Source organism: Cystobacter fuscus (assembly GCF_002305875.1).
GTDB classification, from domain to species: Bacteria; Myxococcota; Myxococcia; order Myxococcales; family Myxococcaceae; genus Cystobacter; species Cystobacter fuscus_A.
Window position 1 is genome coordinate 8,129,706 of the sequence record NZ_CP022098.1, and the last position, 18,457, is coordinate 8,148,162.

Annotated in this window: 14 protein-coding genes; 8 read left to right on the forward strand and 6 right to left on the reverse strand. The window is 68.4% G+C overall.

Translation table 11 applies throughout. From position 1 onward, the window contains the following. Window positions 1–12: 12 nt before the first annotated feature. Entirely contained in the window at window positions 13–5,313 is a 5,301-nt protein-coding gene (locus CYFUS_RS32765) for a trifunctional serine/threonine-protein kinase/ATP-binding protein/sensor histidine kinase (RefSeq protein ID WP_095988798.1), read from the reverse strand. 112 nt (window positions 5,314–5,425) lie between these two features. On the opposite strand from CYFUS_RS32765, the gene tyrS reads away from it, so the two are divergent. From tyrS to CYFUS_RS32780, 3 genes are read left to right on the forward strand one after another with little or no spacing between them, the layout of a single operon-like run. Next, window positions 5,426–6,688, forward strand: a complete 1,263-nt coding sequence (gene tyrS / locus CYFUS_RS32770; protein ID WP_095988799.1) for a tyrosine--tRNA ligase — start codon at window positions 5,426–5,428, stop codon at window positions 6,686–6,688. A gap of 59 nt (window positions 6,689–6,747) precedes the next feature. Continuing rightward, entirely contained in the window at window positions 6,748–7,788 is a 1,041-nt protein-coding gene (locus tag CYFUS_RS32775) for an EndoU domain-containing protein (protein ID WP_095988800.1), read from the forward strand. Between the two features lie 42 nt (window positions 7,789–7,830). Then, window positions 7,831–8,520 carry an SOS response-associated peptidase gene (locus tag CYFUS_RS32780; RefSeq protein ID WP_095988801.1) on the forward strand — a complete coding sequence of 230 codons (690 nt, stop codon included), beginning with the start codon at window positions 7,831–7,833 and terminating at the stop codon, window positions 8,518–8,520. 36 nt (window positions 8,521–8,556) lie between these two features. Here the strand turns inward: CYFUS_RS32780 and CYFUS_RS32785 are convergent, their stop codons facing one another. Genes CYFUS_RS32785 through CYFUS_RS32795 form a run of 3 tightly spaced genes read right to left on the reverse strand, consistent with a single transcriptional unit; the run spans window position 8,557 to window position 10,200 of the window. Next, entirely contained in the window at window positions 8,557–9,279 is a 723-nt protein-coding gene (locus CYFUS_RS32785; RefSeq protein ID WP_095988802.1) for a hypothetical protein, read from the reverse strand. A 60-nt stretch (window positions 9,280–9,339) separates the two neighbouring features. Continuing rightward, window positions 9,340–9,552 (reverse strand): hypothetical protein, encoded by a 213-nt coding sequence (locus CYFUS_RS32790; protein ID WP_095988803.1) that lies wholly within the window; start codon window positions 9,550–9,552, stop codon window positions 9,340–9,342. A 9-nt stretch (window positions 9,553–9,561) separates the two neighbouring features. After that, window positions 9,562–10,200: an SAM-dependent methyltransferase gene (locus CYFUS_RS32795; RefSeq protein ID WP_095988804.1), complete on the reverse strand. Its 639-nt coding sequence runs from the start codon at window positions 10,198–10,200 to the stop codon at window positions 9,562–9,564. 74 nt (window positions 10,201–10,274) lie between these two features. On the opposite strand from CYFUS_RS32795, the gene CYFUS_RS32800 reads away from it, so the two are divergent. Both CYFUS_RS32800 and CYFUS_RS32805 read left to right on the forward strand, forming a co-directional pair. After that, on the forward strand, window positions 10,275–10,688 hold the full coding sequence (locus CYFUS_RS32800; protein ID WP_095988805.1) for a hypothetical protein: 414 nt from the start codon (window positions 10,275–10,277) through the stop codon (window positions 10,686–10,688). 35 nt (window positions 10,689–10,723) lie between these two features. Beyond that, entirely contained in the window at window positions 10,724–11,011 is a 288-nt protein-coding gene (locus CYFUS_RS32805) for a hypothetical protein (RefSeq protein WP_095988806.1), read from the forward strand. Window positions 11,012–11,014: 3 nt separating this feature from the next. Here CYFUS_RS32805 and xdhC read toward each other — a convergent pair whose 3' ends face one another. Next, window positions 11,015–11,785 (reverse strand): xanthine dehydrogenase accessory protein XdhC, encoded by a 771-nt coding sequence (gene xdhC, locus CYFUS_RS32810; RefSeq protein WP_095988807.1) that lies wholly within the window; start codon window positions 11,783–11,785, stop codon window positions 11,015–11,017. Between the two features lie 120 nt (window positions 11,786–11,905). On the opposite strand from xdhC, the gene CYFUS_RS32815 reads away from it, so the two are divergent. Further along, window positions 11,906–12,913 (forward strand): DUF3616 domain-containing protein, encoded by a 1,008-nt coding sequence (locus tag CYFUS_RS32815; RefSeq protein ID WP_095988808.1) that lies wholly within the window; start codon window positions 11,906–11,908, stop codon window positions 12,911–12,913. Between the two features lie 228 nt (window positions 12,914–13,141). Beyond that, window positions 13,142–13,897 (forward strand): hypothetical protein, encoded by a 756-nt coding sequence (locus tag CYFUS_RS32820; protein ID WP_157758794.1) that lies wholly within the window; start codon window positions 13,142–13,144, stop codon window positions 13,895–13,897. Here CYFUS_RS32820 and CYFUS_RS32825 read toward each other — a convergent pair. After that, window positions 13,891–16,434, reverse strand: a complete 2,544-nt coding sequence (locus CYFUS_RS32825; RefSeq protein ID WP_095988810.1) for a LysM peptidoglycan-binding domain-containing protein — start codon at window positions 16,432–16,434, stop codon at window positions 13,891–13,893. The genes CYFUS_RS32820 and CYFUS_RS32825 overlap by 7 nt on opposite strands. A gap of 485 nt (window positions 16,435–16,919) precedes the next feature. On the opposite strand from CYFUS_RS32825, the gene CYFUS_RS32835 reads away from it, so the two are divergent. Beyond that, a complete protein-coding gene (locus tag CYFUS_RS32835; protein ID WP_198316220.1) occupies window positions 16,920–18,449 on the forward strand; it encodes a glycosyl hydrolase family 18 protein in 1,530 nt (509 codons plus the stop codon). Window positions 18,450–18,457: the final 8 nt, after the last annotated feature.

Genomic DNA, 18,457 nt, shown 5'->3' on the forward strand with positions numbered 1-18,457 from the left:
GCCTGACCGCTCCTAACTGGGCGGCACGGGCGCGAGGGGCAGCAGCAGCGTCGCGGTGGCGCCCATGCCGGGCCCGCCGCTGTCCAGCGACAAGTGGGCGTGCATGAGCCGCGCGGCCAGGGCGCTCGAGTGCAGGCCGATGCCATGGCCTCCCTCGCGCGTGGTGAAGCCCTGGGTGAAGAGCCGCGGGCGCACCTCCGAGGCGATGCCCTTGCCGGTGTCCACCACCTGCAGGCTCACCCAGCCCCCTTCCGCCGACAGGCGGATGACGAGGCGACGCGGCTGCTCGGGCGCCTGGGACTCCATGGCCTGACGGGCATTGCTCAACAGGTTGAGCAGGATCTTCAACACCTGGTGCTTGTCGGCCCTCACCGGCGGCAGGGGGCGCAGCTCCCGTGACACGGTGATGCCGGCCTGACGCAAGGCGCCCACCTGCAGCCGCAGGGCCTCCTCCACCAGCGCGGGCAGATCGCACTCCTCCAGCAGCAGGGTGGAGGAGACGTGGGCCTGCTGGTTCTGGACGATGGCGCGCACGCGCGAGACGTTGCCGTCCAGCGCCTCCAGGCTCCGGCTCAGGGAGGAGTGCTCCTCGGCGAGCGCGTCGGAGAGCGCGCGCAGGTAGTCCACCAGGTGGCGGCCGCGCGTGTCCCGGGTGAAGAAGTCCGCGAGCACCGGGCGCTTGTCCTCCAGCAGGGAGGCGACCTGCTGGAGCCGCCTCATGCGCGAGCTGGACACCGCGCCGCGCATGAGCTGGGTGTCCACGACGATGCTGTTGAGGACATTGCCCACGTCGTGCAGGACGCTGGAGGCGACTTCCGCCATGCCCACCATGCGGGCGGTCTCCACGAGCTGGGCCTGGGCCTGTTTCAGCTCCTGGGTGCGCTCGCGCACACGCGCCTCCAGCTCCTCGTTGGCCTCGCGCAGCGCGGCCCCGGCCTTGCGGACCTCGGCGTAGAGGCGGGCGTTCTCGATGGAGATGGACGCCTGGGACGCCAGGTGCTCCAGGAGCGCGATGCGCTCATGGGAGAAGGCCTGGGTGGTGAGCGCGTTCTCCAGGTACAGCAACCCGTAGAAGGTCTCCTGGCGGCGCAGGGGCAGACAGAGCAGGGAGCGCGCGTCGCTGGTGGCGAAGTAGGGGTCGGCGGAGAAGGGATGGGGTTGGGCGAGGTCATCCAGCAGGACGTAGTCGCCGGTGCGGCGCGCATAGGCCACGAGCGACAGCGGCAGCAGCTCCGCGGAGGGTGGCGCCCCGGCCTGCGCGGTGGACAGCGGGGGCACCCCGGCGACGAACTGGAGCGTGTCGTCCTGGAGCAGCAGCAGGGCGCCGCGCTGGGCTCCGGAGCTCTCCACCGCCACGCGCATGAGCGTGTCCACCAGCCGCTCCAGGACGATCTCACTGGAGATCGCCTGTTGGGCCCGGATGACGGCCAGGGCATCCACGCCGTGGGTGCTCGTGTCCTGGGTGGTGGTGCCCGGGGACACCGGCGCGGAGGTGAGGAGGATGGGCCACTGCTCGTCCAACTGGCGCACCTTGCCCATCGCGCCCCAGTGGAAGTAGGCCTCGCGCGCCTGGCGGATGAAGGCCGTGACGAGGGTGTGCAGGCCCTGCTCCTCGCAGAAGTGCGCGGCCAGCTCGCTGGCGAGCCCCACGTTCGGCGGGGAGTCATGCACGCGCGCGGCATGGATGGCGTCCTCATAGGCGCGCAGGGCCTCTTGTGGCCGCTCCTCCAGACGCGCCAGCTCCGCGGCCACCATGCGCTCGGGCGCGAGGAAGTTCGCGGGGCAATGCTCGGCCCACTCCGCGAGCAGCCGCTGGTGCTTCCTCATCTCCTCCACCACCGCGGGCCTCCCGGGCTCGGGCGTACTGCGCCAGGCCGAGGCCAGGGCCAGCGCCCCATACAGGTTGAAGGGAATGCGCGAGACCTCGAGCGGCGTGTGCACCAGGAGGGGCTCGACCTGGGCACGCAGCCGGAGCGCGCGCTCGTGGTCCCCCGACAGGTAGGCGGTTTGCATCCGGATGATGGACGACCAGACGGAGTAGAAGTGGCCCTCCCCTCCACTCGAGATCCGGGCCATGAGCGCCTCTTCCTCGAGGCCATCGCCGCTCGGGGATTGGAACGTCCGCGACAACCCTCGCAGCTGCTGCACGATGCGCTGCAGATAGAGAATGGTGTCGTGCACGGCGGCGTACTTGCTCGTGAACGGCAGGAAGGACTCCGACTCCCGATAGACCTCGCCCAGCTCCCGCCCGCTGATGATGCCATTCAAGACGAGGGTGAAGCAGGCATAACAGGCCACCGGGTAGCCACCCGTCCTCTGGGCATGATGGTAGGTCTTCAGCATGATCTTCCGCGTGTCGGAGAGCGGGCGGAGCCAGCTGTTGATGGTGGAGAACACGGTGAGGATCATGGCCAGGGAAGCCGACAGGCCCAGGCGCTCGGCGAGATCGACCGCGAGCCGTCCAAAGGCATACGCCTCACGGTATCTTCCGCGGGTTCCGCCATACCAGAGCGCGAACGAGACATACCCGACCGCGGACCCCTCCGCGTTGCCATGACGGAGGCTCAAGGCCACGATCCGACCCGAGACCAGGGCGGCGAAACCGGTGCCGATGGGAAAGGCCATGGGCGCCAGGGACGACAGCACGCTCATGAGCACCTTCATGTCCGGGTCCGTCATGGCGGGCAGCTCGAGGAGGCTCTCGATGGGGTGGCGAGCCAATAGCGCCCACACCTCCGCTTCCATCTCGACGAGCTCCTGTGGGGAAGGTGTGAGCGGCAGCGTCATGCCCAGCTTCGCCAGACACTCCAGGAGGCACTCCACGGAGACCATCGCGCTGCCGGTGGTCCGCAACAGATCGCTCTTGAGGATATAGGCACTGGCCATGTCCGCGTGGGTGCGCGCCCGCGGCAAGGTCTCCGTCACCAACACGAACGACTCGGAAGGGTTGCCGCGCATCAGCTCGCTGCTCGCCTGGGCCAGACGCACCTTGAACGCGAAGTCGGGGTCCGTCTCCCAGGGATCTCCAGGCAGCAGGGAGAATGCCATGGCGAAGTAGCCACTGGCGGATTGATAGGCGGTGGAGGACCTGGCGCGCGAGCCCGCCTCGGCGTTGAGGTGTGCCAGCCGCAGGCGCTCCGCGGCATCGTCCATTCCCGCCACGCCCGCGTTGAGATGACCCACCACCTCGAAGAGCCGCTCCGCGAGTTCCTCGGCGGAGAGGCTGTCGAGCAACAAGCGGCCCACGCGCAGGTGGAGGGCGTCCCGCTCGCTGGCGGGGATGAGCTCATGGGCGGCCTGTTGGATGCGATCGTGCGGGAAGCGCAGATGCTGGGGCCCCGAGCGCACCACCAGCCCCTCCACCAGGGCCGGCTCCAGCCCGCTCTCCACCTCCGCCACGTCCCGCTCGGACAGGAGCCCGAGCAGGGACAGGGACATCACGCCACCTCCATACGAGGCCAGTTGCAGCAGGCGACGCGTGTCCTCGGGCAACTGCCGCAGCCGCCCCGCCATGAAGTCCACCACGTTGTCCGAATAGCCGCGCGCCCTCACGCCCTCCTCGTCCCAGCGCCAGCCTCCGCCGGGCGCCCGGAACACCAACCGCTCCTGGTGGAGCGTCTGTAACAACTGGAGCAGGAAGAAGAGGTTGCCCGCGGTCTTCTCCTGCACCAGGACCGAGAGGGGCTCCACCATCCGCGCGTCGGCGCCGGGCAGCGTGTCCGCCACCAACTGCCGCGTCTGTTCGAGCGACAGGGGCTGGAGCTGGATGTCCTCCAGCCTCACCCCCGACGCGCGCGCTTCCTCCAACAACGCCGCCAGGGGGTGCTCGGCCGTCACCTCGTTGTCCCGGTAGGCGCCAATCAACAACAGCCAGGGCAGCTCGCGCCGCGACGTCAGATGTTCCAACAGCTTGAGGCTGGCGAGGTCCGCCCACTGCAGGTCATCGAGGAAGAGCACCAGCGGGTGCTCGCGCGTGGCGAGCACGCCCAGCAGCCGCAGGAAGAGCTGGTGGAAGCGGTTCTGGGTCTCCATCGGGGGCAGCTCGGCGACAGCGGGCTGCTCGCCCAGGAGCAGCGCCAGCTGGGGCACCAGCGCCACCATCACCTGGCCCTGGCCCTCCAGCGCCTCCAGCAGCCGCTGACGCCAGGCAGCCACCTCCGCGTCGCTGCCCGCCAGCACCTGCTGGACGAGCCCCCGCAGGGCATGCACCAGCGTGGCGTATGGCACGTCCCGTTGGAACTGGTCGAACTTGCCCTGGAGGAAGAAGCCCCGGCGGCGCAGCACGGGCTGTTGCAGCTCATTCACCACGGAGGACTTGCCGATGCCCGAGTAGCCTCGGACCAGCACCCACTCCGGCCCGCCGCCCGCCGCCACCCGCTCGAACGCCGAGCGCAGCGCGGCCACCTCGGCCTCCCGGCCATACAGGCGTTGGGGCAGTTGGAAGCGCGCGGGCACGTCCTTGAGACCCAGCGGGAAGTCCTCCAGCGCGCCCGCCTCCCAGGCCCGCTGGCACCGCTCCAGATCCCACCGCAACCCCTCCGCCCCCTGGTAGCGCTCCTCGGCCACCTTGGACAAAAGCTTCATCACCAGCGCCGAGAGGATGGGCGGGACGGTGGGCTCCACCCGATGGGGCGGCACGGGCGACCGGGCCAGGTGCGCATGGAACCACTCGAGCATGTCCCGGCCCTGCAACGGCAGCCTGCCGGTGAGCAGCTGGTAGAAGGTGACGCCCAGGGAATAGAAGTCCGTGCGGTAGTCCAGCGTCCGGTTCATCCGCCCGGTCTGCTCCGGGGACATGTAGGCCAGCGTCCCCTCCACGAGCTGGGGGGGCGAGGCCTCCACGTGCTCGGCCTGCTGGAGCGTCGCGATGCCGAAGTCGATGAGCCACGGCTGGCCCCCGGGCGACAACAGGATGTTGGTGGGTTTGATGTCCTTGTGGATGACGCCGCGGCGGTGCACCTCGGCCAGCGTCGTGCACAGGGCGAGCGCCAGGGGCAGGAAGCGCTCGAGCCCGAAGGGCCGATCCAACGCCTCCGACAGGGCCCGGCCCCCCACGTCCTCGAGGACGAGCACCGGCCGCTCCAGGAGCACCTCGAGGGCGTGGGCCTGGAGCACGCCAGGAGCCCCCTCCAGGCGCCGGAGCAGGGAGTACTCGCGCCGCAGGCGGGCGTGCTCCCGGGCGCCGGGATGTTCGGAGCGCGGGGTCTTGAGGATGACGGGCTGGCGATCCGCCTCGCGTACGGCTCGGTAGAGGAGGCTGGAGGAGCTGGACTGCAGGAGGCCGAGAAGCGAATAGCCAGGAAGCTGGAGCATGGCGCCCGATCGAGGAGAGTCCAAAGGGGGGGCAAGGTATATAGACCGGCGCGCGGACACCGGCTTCAGGACATGCCAAACGCGGCCGCTTCGGCTAGGGTGCCGCGCCGTCATGTCCGAAAACCCCCTGCGCAAGGCGACCCCCCAGGAGCAGTTCGAGGAAGTCACCCGCGGCACCGTGGATCTCCAGGTGGCCGAGGAGCTCAAGAAGAAGCTCGAGCGCTCGTATGAGACGGGCAAGCCGCTCGTCATCAAGGCGGGCTTCGATCCAAGCCGGCCCGACCTGCACCTGGGCCACTCGCTGCTGCTCACGCGCATGCGGCGCTTCCAGGAGTTCGGCCACCAGGTGGTGTTCCTCATCGGCGACTTCACCGCGCTCATCGGAGACCCCTCGGGCAAGAACACCACGCGCCCCGCGCTCACGCGCGACGAGGTCAAGGCCAACGCCCAGACGTACCAGGAGCAGGTCTTCAAGGTGCTCGACGAGGCGCGCACCCAGGTGCGCTTCAACTCCGAGTGGTTGGACAAGCTGGGCACCGAGGGGATGATCCGCCTGGCGGCGCGCTACTCGGTGCAGCGCATGCTCGAGCGCGATGACTTCAAGAAGCGCTTCCGTGACAACCGCTCCATCGCCATCCACGAGTTCCTCTATCCGCTCCTGCAGGGCTACGACTCGGTGGCGCTCAAGGCGGACGTGGAGCTGGGCGCGACGGATCAGCTCTTCAACCTGCTGGTGGGCCGCCAGCTCATGAAGGAAGAGGGCATGGAGGCCCAGGTCATCATGACGGGCCCCATCCTCGAGGGGCTGGATGCCCGGCTGGTCGACGGGAAGATCACCGGCGACAAGATGTCCAAGAGCCTGGACAATTACGTGGGCCTGAGCGAGTCGCCGGATCAGATCTACGGCAAGCTCATGAGCATCACGGATGACTTGATGTGGCGCTACTACGAGCTGCTCTCCTCGCGCACGCTCAAGGAGCTCGCCACGCTCAAGGAGCAGGTGACCAGCGGCGCCGTGCACCCCAAGGCGGCCAAGTCGGGCTTCGCGCAGGAGATCGCCGCTCGCTTCCACACCCCCGAGGCCGCGGAGCAGGCGATGCAGGCCTGGGAGCAGCGCTACTCGCAGAAGAAGCTCGTCGCCGAGGAGCAGCCGCTGGTGGAGGTGCCGCTCGGGGGCGCGCCGACGATCGCGCTCGCCAAGGCGCTGGCGGAGGCGAAGCTCGTGGCGTCCGGCACCGAGGGCCGCAAGCTCATGGGCCAGGGCGGCGTCCGGGTCAATGGCGAGAAGGTCATGGACCCCAAGCACGAGCTGCCCGCGGGCGAGTACCTGGTGCAGGTGGGCAAGCACAAATCGGCGCGGCTCAAGCTCGCCTAGGCACCGGGCCACCGTCGTCCGCCCGACCTTCGGGCCGGAGGGGGTATCCTCCCGCGGCCATGCGATCCGCCCGCCTCTCCGCCCTCCTCGTTGTCCTGAGCCTGCTGTGTCTCGCCCCCGCGCGCGCCCTCGCCGCGGGAGCCTTCGTGTCCGGCGAGGCCCTGCGAGCGGTGAAGGAGCCCGAGTCCTCCGCGGTCGTCTTCACCGTGGAGCCGGGCGTCGCCTACCCGGTGCTCAAGAAGGGAGGACCCGGACGCGAGTGGTGCAAGCTGAAGAGTGCGGCGGGCGAGGGTTGGGTGAAGTGCGACGGCACGGCGGATCTGCCCGAGAAGCCCCGCCTGAGTGGAGAGTTCCTGGCCTCGCGGGACCGGGCTCCCCAGGCGGCGCCCCTGCCCGCCCAGGCGCCCGTGGCCACGGGCTGTGAGACCCGGTGCACCCGCCCTCCCCTGCTGAGCCAGGCGCCCGCGCTCACGCCGGTGGATCGCGAGGTGCTCGGCATGTGCCCGGCGCGGCCCGACGCCGCGGTGAGCGCGGGTGACGTGCGGCGCTTCATGGCCACGCACTACGAGGATCCCCGCCTCCAACGGGCCCTGTCATCGGCGGGCCGGACGGGCACGCGCCAGACCCAGGTCGACTGGCTCACCGGCCTCTGGGTGAGCACCGGCCCGCGCAACGCCTTCACCCACGTCTTCTGTGGCGATGACTGGACCACGCGCACCATCGGCGGGCTGCACTACCTGCCGCGCTACGCCCAGCTCGAGTCCGAGGGCAAGCTGTGCTTCGACGGGCCGGCACGAAGTGGCCAGGCGCTGCGCGAGGGCCAGTACGTCATCCGCTACCGGGGCGTGGCGCCCTGGTCCTGTGCCGAGAAGAAGCTCGGCGGCTTCACCCAGCAGGCGGATCCCGTGGCGATGGTGGCCATTGGAACTCGCGCCTTCGCCCGCTGCTGCACCCGGGACGGGGGCCGCAAGGAGGGCGGCGTGTACGCGGCGGCGGACCTGGGTCCCACCGCGTGGCGGATCTGGTGCGGCACGCGCAACGGCACCTATGGCATCGCCTCGCTCTACCCCACCGACGAGCGGCCGACCTGCGGCGAGTGAGCGGCCCGTGCACGCCCTCCCGCTCCCGGGCATACTGCGCGCATGTGTGGCCGCGTCACCATCCAGACCCCCGCCCTGGCGATCGCCCGTGAGCTGGGCCTCGCCGGCGTCCGCTCCGCCCTCGAGCGCCCCCGCTACAACCTCGCCCCCACCCAGCTGATGCCCGTGGTCCTCAACGACGGGGAGCGGATGCTGGACACGGTGCGCTGGGGCCTCATCCCCTCCTGGGCCAAGGACGCCTCCATCGGCAACAAGCTCATCAACGCCCGGGGCGAGACGGTGGCGGAGAAGCCCAGCTTCCGCTCCGCCCTCAAGCGCCGGCGCTGCCTGGTGCTCGTGGATGGCTGGTTCGAGTGGAAGCAGTCCACGAAGCCCAAGACGCCCTACCTCTTCAAGCGAGAGGACGGACGGCCGATCGCCTTCGCCGGCCTGTGGGAGGAGTGGACCGCACCGGACACCGGCGAGGTGCTGCGCACCTGCGCCGTCATCACCACGGGCCCCAACCGGCTCATGGCGCCCATCCACGATCGCATGCCCGTCATCCTGCGCCCGGAAGCACAAGCGGTGTGGCTGCGCCCCGAGCCCCAGGACGCCGCGGAGCTCCAGCCCCTGCTGGTGCCCAACGAGGACGAGCCCCTGGTGGCCTGGGAGGTGGGCCGGGTGGTGAACTCTCCGACCAACGACGTGGTGGCGTGCGTGGAGCGCGTGGCCAGCCAGCCCGCCCTCCTCTGAAGGCCCCGAGGGAGCCAGCACGGGCTCCAACGGGGCTCAAGCCGAGGCGCGGCCCTGCAGGACGCCGTTGGACACCAGCAGGTCCACCAGCTCCTGGGTGGCGAGCACCCAGTTGTCGCGCACCGGCATCCAGCGCACGAGCGCCCTGGCGCGGCCCAGCTCCTGGTTGATGTGCTCCACGAGCGGCTCGAAGAGCCGGGCGGGCTCCTCCCAGTCCGGCTCGCCGCCGACGATGACATGGGAGCCGGGCTCGACGCGGAACCGGGCGACCCCGGGCACCGGCAGCACGGAGAAGCCCGGCAGGTGCTCCGCCGTGGCCTGTTCCACCCGGTCGAGCAGCCGCTCGTCCTCGAAGGGATGGGCCACGTCCCAGGCGAAGAAGAGCCGCAACTGGGGCTGGAGCGCCTCCAGGAGCGGACTGCCGGGACCCTCGCGCCACTGGTGGTCCGCGAGCGACTCGGGGGCCACGGCGACGCGCAGGCCCCGGGCCTCGAGCTGCCGTGACAGCTCCTCCATCCGCCGCACCAGGGCCTCCGGCGGGGCGGCGCGCGACACCCACTGCACCTGGGACACCGTCTGTCCCCGGCGCACGCCCCTCACCCGGTCTCCCAGTTGCAGCCGCAGGGGGCTGAGTTCCCCATCGCCCTGCTCGGGAAAGAGCCCACAGTGCAAGAGGCCCGAGCCGCCGTCCACGCGCAGGCGCGCGAAGCCGTGGGCCTCGTTGATGTCCTCGACGACGAAGGTCTCCGTGGGCCGCATGTGGCCATCCACCCCGGGTCCCCACCGGCACGAGGCGGAGGCCCGGCCGCCGGGGAAGGACTACTCGCCGAAGATCCGGCGGAAGAAGCGCACCACCGAGCTCGTCGCCGCCGTGTCCTCCGGGCGGCCCCGGGTATCCCCTCCCTTGCCGAGGTCGACCGGATCCCGGTAGGCCTCTGGCTCCACGGAAAAGACGCTGAACTCGTCGTTGCCATCGAGGGCGGTGATCGCCTTGCGCGAGCGGTTGCCTCGCGTGGGTTTCTGGTTGGACATGGTTCCAGTCTATTCTGATTTCGGCCCGCTGGTCACGCGGACCAATCCGATAACGTACACTTCCATACTCGCCCCTCGAGTGGCCTCCGGGCGGACGAGCTTCACCTCCTGGAAATGGGCACGCACCTCCTGCCGGAATTCCTCGAACTCGCCGCCCATGAAGAGCTTGGCCACGAAGGCCGAGCCCGGGCGGCCCCGGGTGACGGACACCTCGAGCGCCTTGCGGGCCAGCCGCAGGCTGCGCGCCTCGTCGGTGGTGCGGATGCCGCTCGTCTTGGGGGCCATGTCGGAGATGACGGCGTCGAAGGGCCCGTCGTACAGCTCGCGCAGCTTCGCGTCGAAGTCGTCGGCCAGCACATCCAGCACCGCCGTCTTCACGAAGGGCTGGGTGAAGGGCCGGATGGGCACGATGTCCACGCCGATCACCCGTCCCCCCGGCCCCACCGTGTCGGCGAGGATCTGCAGGAACCCCCCGGGGGCCGCCCCCAGATCGAGCACCGTCGCCCCCTTCTTCAAGAAGGGGTAGCGTTTGAGGATCTCGTCCACCTTGAAGGCGGAACGGGCGCGGAGACCCTCTTGCTTGGCTTTCTTGAAATAATGGTCTTTAGGACGGTAGGGCTTGCCCATGGCGGACGGGCTCCCTACCATCGGCTACTGTCTTCGCAAAGCCGGAGCAGTGAGGGGTTGTCTTCCAACCTCGGATTCCTTGGGCTGGAGGGGACATGCGACTGTTCAGCGTGACGACCGCGGTGTGCGTGTGCTTGCTGTCCGCGGCGGGGGCCGGTGCGTCCTGGTACCGCGCGGAGCAGTTGCGCTCGGAGGCGGCCTGGCTGCTGGAGCGGAGCAAGGCCCAGGCCAGCGAGTACGCCGAGAGCTTCAACGACACGCTGGCCACCCAGCAGTTGGAGACGTTCGCCAAGAGACGGGCGGTGCTGGAGCAGGCGTACCTGTGGCAGCGCGGTCAGACGCTGGGCATCCTGTTCGCGGCGGCGGCGGCGGCGGCGGCCTGGGTGCTGAGGCTGCTGCGCAAGCTCAACGGCGAGCTGGAGGAAGTCAGCGAGGACGTGCAGGTGGCCCAGGCCAGCGAGCCGGTGCCCGTGCCCCTGCATGCGCGCGTCCAGCGCTCGCGCACCTGAGTAGACTGAGGGCCTCTCCAATCGGGAGGTGAGGCATGCCAGGGTGTGCGCGGTGTGGAGGCCGGCTGGACATCGTGGGCACACAGGTGGGGCGGCGCGAGACGTGCCCCCACTGTGGCGCGGCGCTGCGCAACTGCCGCAACTGCCGCCACTTCGACGAGGCGGCGGCCAAGCAGTGCAAGGAGCCCTTCGCCGAGGTGCCCTCGGACAAGGACATCATCAACTTCTGCGATCTCTTCCAGATGGGCGAGGGCGGACGGCCCGACGCGGACCGGAGGGAAGCGCTCCTGAGCGCCGCGGAGGCGCTCTTCAAGAAGCGCTGAGGCTCACTTCCGGGGGGACGCGCTCCGGCGCACCTGGATGAGTTCCGCCACGATGGAGACGGCGATCTCCGCGGGAGTCAGCGCGCCGATGGGCAGGCCCATGGGCGAGCGGAGGCGCTCCAGTGCCGCCGCCTCCACGCCGGCTGCCTCCAGCCGCATCCGGAAGCGCTCCGCCTTGCGCCGGCTCCCGATGACGCCCACGTAGGCCGAGGGCTTGGGCAGCAGGGCCTCCAGCACCGCCTGGTCCAGGGGGTGATCGTGCGTGGTGACGCAGAAGCAGTCCCGGGCGTCGGAGCTCAGGGCGCGCGCGTGGTCGGCGGGATCCTTCAGGAGCACCTCGCACCCCGGGAAGCGCTCGGACGAGGCCCACTCGGGCCGGGCGTCCACCACGGTGACGCGGAAGTCCACGTGGAGGGCGAGCGCCGCCACCTCCCGAGCCACGTGCCCGGCCCCGAAAAGGGTGAGGCGCATGGGGGCCTCGTGCTTCTCGAGGAACACCTTCATCCGGCCGCCACAGCACATGCCCAGCTCGTGGGTGAGGTGGGTCTCGAGAGTGCGGGTGCGCTCGGGGGCCGAGAAGAGCTGGCGAGCGGCCTCGATGATTTGGAACTCGATGGCGCCGCCGCCCACGGTGCCGCGCAGCGAACCATCCTCGAGCACCACCATCTTCGAGCCCGGCTTCTGGGGCGTACTGCCGGCGCTCTCGATGACCGTGGCGAGCACGAAGGCGCGGCCTTCGGCGATGAGGGTGGCGATCTCCGCGTAGAGGGTCATCCGAGGGTCCGCAATCTACCTCACCCCCCGGGCCCGGACACGCCCCGCGGTACGCCAGGGTGACGAGGAAGAAAGCCGCACGACATCTCCCCGTAAGAAGAGGGGTCTAGGGTAGTGGCCATGTTCACGACCTCGCTTCTGCTGACCACGTTCCTGGGCGCCGCGCCCGCGACCACCACCCCTGCCCCGCCCCCGCCAGCGACCCGGAAGGTCGTGACGTTCGAGGGCACGTGTGACGCATCCGGCGCGGTGGAGCTCAAGGGAGGCCTGTTCCTCGTGGGGGACGACGAGAACAACGTGCTGCGCGTCTACGACGGCAACACCGGAGGCCCTCCGGTGCAGACCTTCGACCTGTCCCCCGCGCTGGGGCTTCCCGCGGGGAAGAAGCAGGCGCCCGAGACGGACATCGAGGCGGCGACGCCCCTGCCGCCCCTCTCCTTCTGGATGACGTCCCATGGGCGCAAGAGTTCCGGGAAGCTGGACACCAACCGCTTCCGCTTCTTCGCCACCCGCACCTCCGAGGACGGCAAGGACGTACGGCTCGAGGGCAAGCCGTACACGCGCCTGCTGGACGAGCTGCTCGCCGCGCCCCAGCTCGCGCCGTTCGGCCTCGTTCCGGCGTCCCAGAAAGCACCCAAGGAGGAAGGAGGGCTCAACATCGAGGGCCTGACGGTGATGGAGGATGGGAAGTCCTTCCTGATCGGCTTCCGCAATCCCCGGCCCCAGGGCAAGGCGCTCGCCGTCACGCTGCTCAACCCGCTGGAATTGCTCCAGGGCAAGCCCGCGCGGCTGGGCCCCGCGCTGTTGCTGGACCTGGGAGGACAAGGCATCCGCTCCATGTCGCGGTGGAGGGGCCGCTACCTCATCATCGGAGGCTCCGCGTCCGGCAGCGAGGGCTCGCGTCTGTTCGTCTGGGACGGGAAGGCGGAGCGGCCCACGGTCGTCACCGGCGCCGACTTCACCGGCCTCAACCCCGAGGCCTTCGTCTCGTACGAGGACAAGGACGAGATCCTCGTGCTCAGTGATGACGGGACACACTTGATCGACGGCGTGGAGTGCAAGAGATTGAAGGATCCCGCTCCCAAGCGGTTCCGGGGAGTCTGGATCTCGCCCACTGCCACTCCGTGACAGGCTTTGCTTCCTGCCCGTCCGGTGTCACATGCCCGCGGCGTGGGCCTTGACAAGCACGACGGTGTGAGCGCTGAAGCCCGCGAGCCGCGCCGGAGCAGGAAGCTTGGAGGTGCTTGGAACACGCTGGGGGTTGACCCATGATGCACCACGATCATGGCGGGCTCAGGCCGTCAGGCGGTCGTTCAGCCCCGAGAAGAACCCCTTCCCGCTCAACGGAGACCTGAAATGCTCTGGCTCGTTTTGAACCTGACGCTGGCACAAACCGTCGTACTACCCGAGGCGAAATCCACCGCCCTGCGACTGCCCAGGAAAGTGGTGGCGCAGGCCACCCGACATGCGGCCCAGGTGAAACAGTTCGCGCGCCACCCCACGGACGAAGCGCTGTGTCAGGTGTTGCAGCAGTCGGAAGCGCTGGAGCAGGCCCTGCTGCCTCCGCTGGCCGCGAGCATGGAAAAGACCGCCAGCGCTCCGGCCAGATGGGACAAGGATGCCGCCGCGCTGAACCGAGCACTCCCCGGAATCTTCTTCGAGCGAGGAATGGACGTCCTGGTGCACGGAGTGGACGCCGCGGCCCTCGCCGCCAAGGCGCCGGTTGGCATGCCGACGGCGGAGGCACTCCGCCTCACGGGGAAGCTGCTGCCACCAGGTCTACCCGCCTACTTCGAACCCCAATCGGACCTCACGGGCTGTACCAACCCAGCCCAGCTTCTTGCTCCCCTCCAGGAACTGGACAAGGTGTGGAGCCAGACGGCCCCGTGCATGAAGACCGCTCTGACGCCCCGGCTGAAGAAAGCCGTGCAGGACGTCACCGGGACCACCTGCTTCTGTGGGAGCCAGCAGGAGACCCAGACGGCGGTGGAGGAGCTGTCCAAACGGCTCGCGGGTTGGGACGAACTGGATGGACCCGCCGCCGCGGAGCGCCTGCGGGCGACACTCCAGCAGGGCAAGGGGCGCTTCTCCTGCACGACGCAGGATTACTGACCCGCCGGGTTGTTCGCCACGGGCTCGGGCAGAGTGATGTCTCCGAGGATGATCTCCTCTCCCGCGTATGTGAAGGTCACGGACTGAGCGGGCGCCTCCAGATCCTGCGCCGCCACTTCGGGGGGAGGTTGATAGGGGTACTGAGGGTTGTAGGAAGCACGAACCGTGTAGCTGCCCGTCACCTGGCCTTGCCGGACACGAAGGGAGAAACGACCTTCCAGGTCGGTATACGTCGTGGCGAGGATCTGATCCCCCTGATGCAACCGGACCCGTGTGCCCAGACGCGCAGACCCCTGTTGAAGCACCCGTCCGCGAAGGATCAGGTTCGCATCCCACCGAGGCCCTCGCGCGTCCTCGTCGGTGAGGACGAACTCCTCTTTGGCCATGGGAATGTCACCCGTATCCATGTGGATCCAGGTGGTGGTGCCCGCCGCGCTGGAGGCGTTGACCTTGCGCGGTTCGAGCCACAGCCGCCCATCGGCATGGGTGCTCCGGACGGCACCAAAGAGCTTGAGGGCATCGGTATCCCGCTGGACAGCCTCCACGACATGCCCGGGATGGCGCATGCAATAGTCCAATGCCCGACCCGTGGTGTGCCGACTGTAATCCGGTGCCCAGTAGTCACCCGACCCGCCCACGTAGGTTCCTCGTGGCTCGCGATACCGGACGGTGGCCGCGGTCACGGAGGCACCCGCCACGTGAGCGGTGTTGTTCGCGCCCATCACACCTCCCACCTGGGTCGTGAAGCCAGACTGCTCGAACGTGGCGACGGGAGCCGAGTTGGCCAGACGCCAATGCAACCGGTTGAGGCCAAGGTAGACGCGCCGGTTGTGGGCCACGGTGCGGAAGGAGCTGTGGACATGGATGTTTCGTTCGGGAGCGATGCGCCGACGGCTGATCTCCGCCGCATAGAAGAGCAGACGGCTGTAGCCCTGATCCGTGAGGAGGGCCGTTCCCTGCTGAAGCGGGTCATCGGAGTCGGCAACACTGTCGAGATTGAGTGAGGGAAGCTCCGAGTCCAACATGGCATAGGTCTCATCGTCGACGAGCGCGGTGATGGTGCTTCTGGCGTAGTCGGAGCCGTTCTGGGCGTTCAGGAGCTTCCGTCGGAAGAGCTGGCGATTCGCCTTGAAGCGAATGAGCGCGTCGCGCAGGGCCTGGTCGAAGCGGTCGTTGCGAAGATCCACCCATTGGGTGTCGCTGCCCCACAGAATCAGACGAATCTTCAGCTCGCGAATGTCGCGCCCCTCCAGGAGGGGGGCAGTCATCCGCAGCGCGTACCTCCCGTAGGTGTCCTTCGTCTTGGAAGCCAGGCCATAAAGAGGGTTGTCTCCCAGGAAGATGCCCTGCGACCCCAGGGGGACGAACCGGCCACGACTCCTGGTAGTAGCCTCGGCGGTGGCGAAGGACCAGTAGGCGTGATCATAAGCCGCGGAGCGCCTGACGGTGTTTTCCTGACCGCTGAGCAGCAGCGTCCGCTTGAGCAGGTCATTGCCCGCATCAGCCCCCGAAGGAGCGCTCGCCGCACCTTCGATGGGCCAACGATGAAGCGCGTCCATGTCGAGCACGGGAGTCCGCCGCAGCAACGCCTGCACCTGCGCAGGCTGGACGTTGAAGGCCCTGCGCAGGGATTCGGTACAGGCCTCCCATTGGCTGCTGTTGCTCCTGATGGCCAGGGGGAGGACGCAGAAGCGATAGGGCGTCGTTCGAACGATGTCCGCCGCGGTTTGCCCACTCGCGAGCAATCGCTCGACCGCGAAAGCGCCTCCACCAGCGGAGGTGAAGGTGACCTGCTGCGCGGTGACGGTCATCAACAAGTGTAGCCGGTGGCGCCCCTCCAGGTTCTGGAGTGCGTCGACCTGAACGCCATTGTGTCGGCTCTGGGGCGGGGAAGGGAGCACACCTCCCTGGAAGTCGTTCTGGATGAACGAGAAGCGGCCCTTCAGGGAAAGGACATAGTCGCCCGGCTCCAGGTTGAACTGGAATCGTCCCGCCCCATCCGAAAAAGAAGAAACAAGAGGAACCTGCCCACTCAGCGTGGCATGGTCGTCGAGGTCTCCCCCCGCGCCCGCCCGGAACACATCCACCTGGATGTGAGGCAGGGGATCCCCCGCGTGCAGCACGTCATGGGAATAGGAGGCCTCGGTGAAACGCTCGGCCTGACTCCAATTCGGCGGCGAGACATTCAGGTTGAGAACACCTGGAACGTAGTGCCAGTGATCTACCAGGGTTCCCGTCTGGCTGATTTGCGCGGCAGGTGTCTCCGGCTGAGGGAAACGCCAGGATGGCCAGAGCAAGACACCGACGAAGTTGGGGTTGTTCAACGGGCAGAGCGACACCCCCGTCTGGGAGTCCACTTGAGTGCTGAAGGTAGGGGGAGGAATCGCCAGGGTCTGACCCGGACTGGCCGACGGAGTCGCGCCGGACTGCGGACACAGATCCGGGTTGGCTGCCACCAACTGGCCAAGCGTCAGATTGTTCCGCTGGGCGATCTCCGGAAGGGTCTCTCCCTGTGCGACGGTATGGGTTCCGCTCATGCCCAGGATCCTCGCACCCGCACGCCCCGGGATAGGGCGAGGTCTCCCAACCGTCTCGTCTTCTCACCATTGTCCAGCGTGGAATCCTCCAGGAGCTCTCGCGCGGGACTGGCATCAAGCTCCAACCCGAAAACCATCACATACTCCATGAGCGAGGCGACCTCCTGCTCCGTGCGAAATCCTCGCGCGTGCAATCGTTGGAGCACCTTCGAAGCAATGTCCCGAGCCTCGGGAGGCGGAATGGAGTTCATCCTGTATGGAAACGTGTCATAGAGATGCTGCACGACGCGTTGAACGAAACCCGACTTGTAGTCGAAGACCACCTTTTCGAACTGCGTCCTGGAGATTTTCAGCTTCCCCTCCGAGCATGGCCCCGCTTCACGTTACTACCGGCTCACGGTCCACGTCATCCGAGCCACGTCCGTTGTGGTGCCCTTCATGATGCGTGTGACCCGAAATCAGGGGAAAGAGCCTCTATCTGGTTCATGACCAATTCCAGCCTTCGTCCGACCAAGACCCGTTCCAGACTCCCTGACAACCGCTCCAGGTGGCTCCTGGGTGCCACGAGCGCGACGCTGCTCCTCACGAGCGCATGCACCCCGGCGAGCGGTTCGCCCGACGGGCAGGACGACACCACCGAGGCCGCCTCCAGCGCGCTGCGCACCTCCGGAGTGAGCTTCAAGACGGTGCTCGGCAACCGCTACGTGGGCGCCCAGAACAACGGCGGTGGCGCGGTCATCGCGACGGCGACGAGCGCCCAGGCGTGGGAGCAGTTCACCCTCGATGACATCAATGGTGGCTCGCTCGAGAGCGGAGACACGGTCTTCATCCTCGCGGGCACCGGGCAGTACTTCCAGGCCGCCAACGGCGGCGGCTCCTCGCTCAACGCCGCCAGCGCGAATGCCCTCGGGTGGGAGACGTTCCGCATCGTCAAGCAGAGTGGAAGCGGAGTGATCGCCAACGGCGACATCGTCGGCCTGCAGACGGTGACGACGGGCCACTGGGTGTCCGCGGAGAATGGCGGCGGCGGCACGGTGTTCGCGTACGGCGGCGCGTTCGGCCCGTGGGAGCAGTTGGCGATCTCCGGCCTGCCCTCGGGCCCGACGACGCCGCCGCCGACGACGACGCGGACGCGCGTCGTGGGCTATCTGCCCAACTGGTACGGCTCCTACGCGAGCTGGGTCGGCCGGGTGGACTTCGACAAGCTCACCCATGTGAACCTCGCCTTCGCCCTGGGTGACGCGAACGGGCACCTCGAGCTGGCGCCGAGCAGCGACCTCGCGACGTTCGTGAACGCCGCGCATGCCAAGGGCGTGAAGGTGTTCCCCTCGCTCTGTGGTGGCGGTGGAGACGGCCGGATCACCCCCTTCTACCAGCCCAGCAAGGTCGATGCCTTCGTGGACCACATCATCGACTTCGTGGTGTCGAACAACATGGACGGCATCGACGTGGACGTGGAGGCGCCGGATCGCATGGGTGCCGCGTATGACACGTTCATCGCGAAGTTGATCGCCAAGGCGCGTCCTCGCGGTCTTCCCGTGACGGCCGCCGTCTCGCAGTGGATGCAGTACGGCATGTCGGACACCACGCTGCGGTCCTTCGACTTCATCACCGTCATGTCCTACGACAACGCGGGCACCTGGACGGGCGCGGGCGAGCACTCGAGCTATGCGCAGGCCCAGACCGCGCTCGCCTTCTATACGAACAAGGGGGTGTCGAAGGACAAGATCGTGCTCGGAGTGCCCTTCTACGGCTACTGCTGGGGCAACTGTGGCGGCCAGAGCAGCACGTACGTGCTCTACAAGGACATCCTCGCGAAGTACCCGAACGCCTGGAACGCGGATTGGATCAGCGCCGACGGCGCCCAGTACTCGTACAACGGACTCGCGACCATGCGCGCGAAGACGACCCTGGGCAAGCAGTACGGCGGAATCATGATCTGGGAGCTGGCCGGAGACCAGAGCACCTCGAGCGAGCAGTCCCTGCTTCGCGCCATCCACGGCGCGCTGCAGTAGGACGTCCC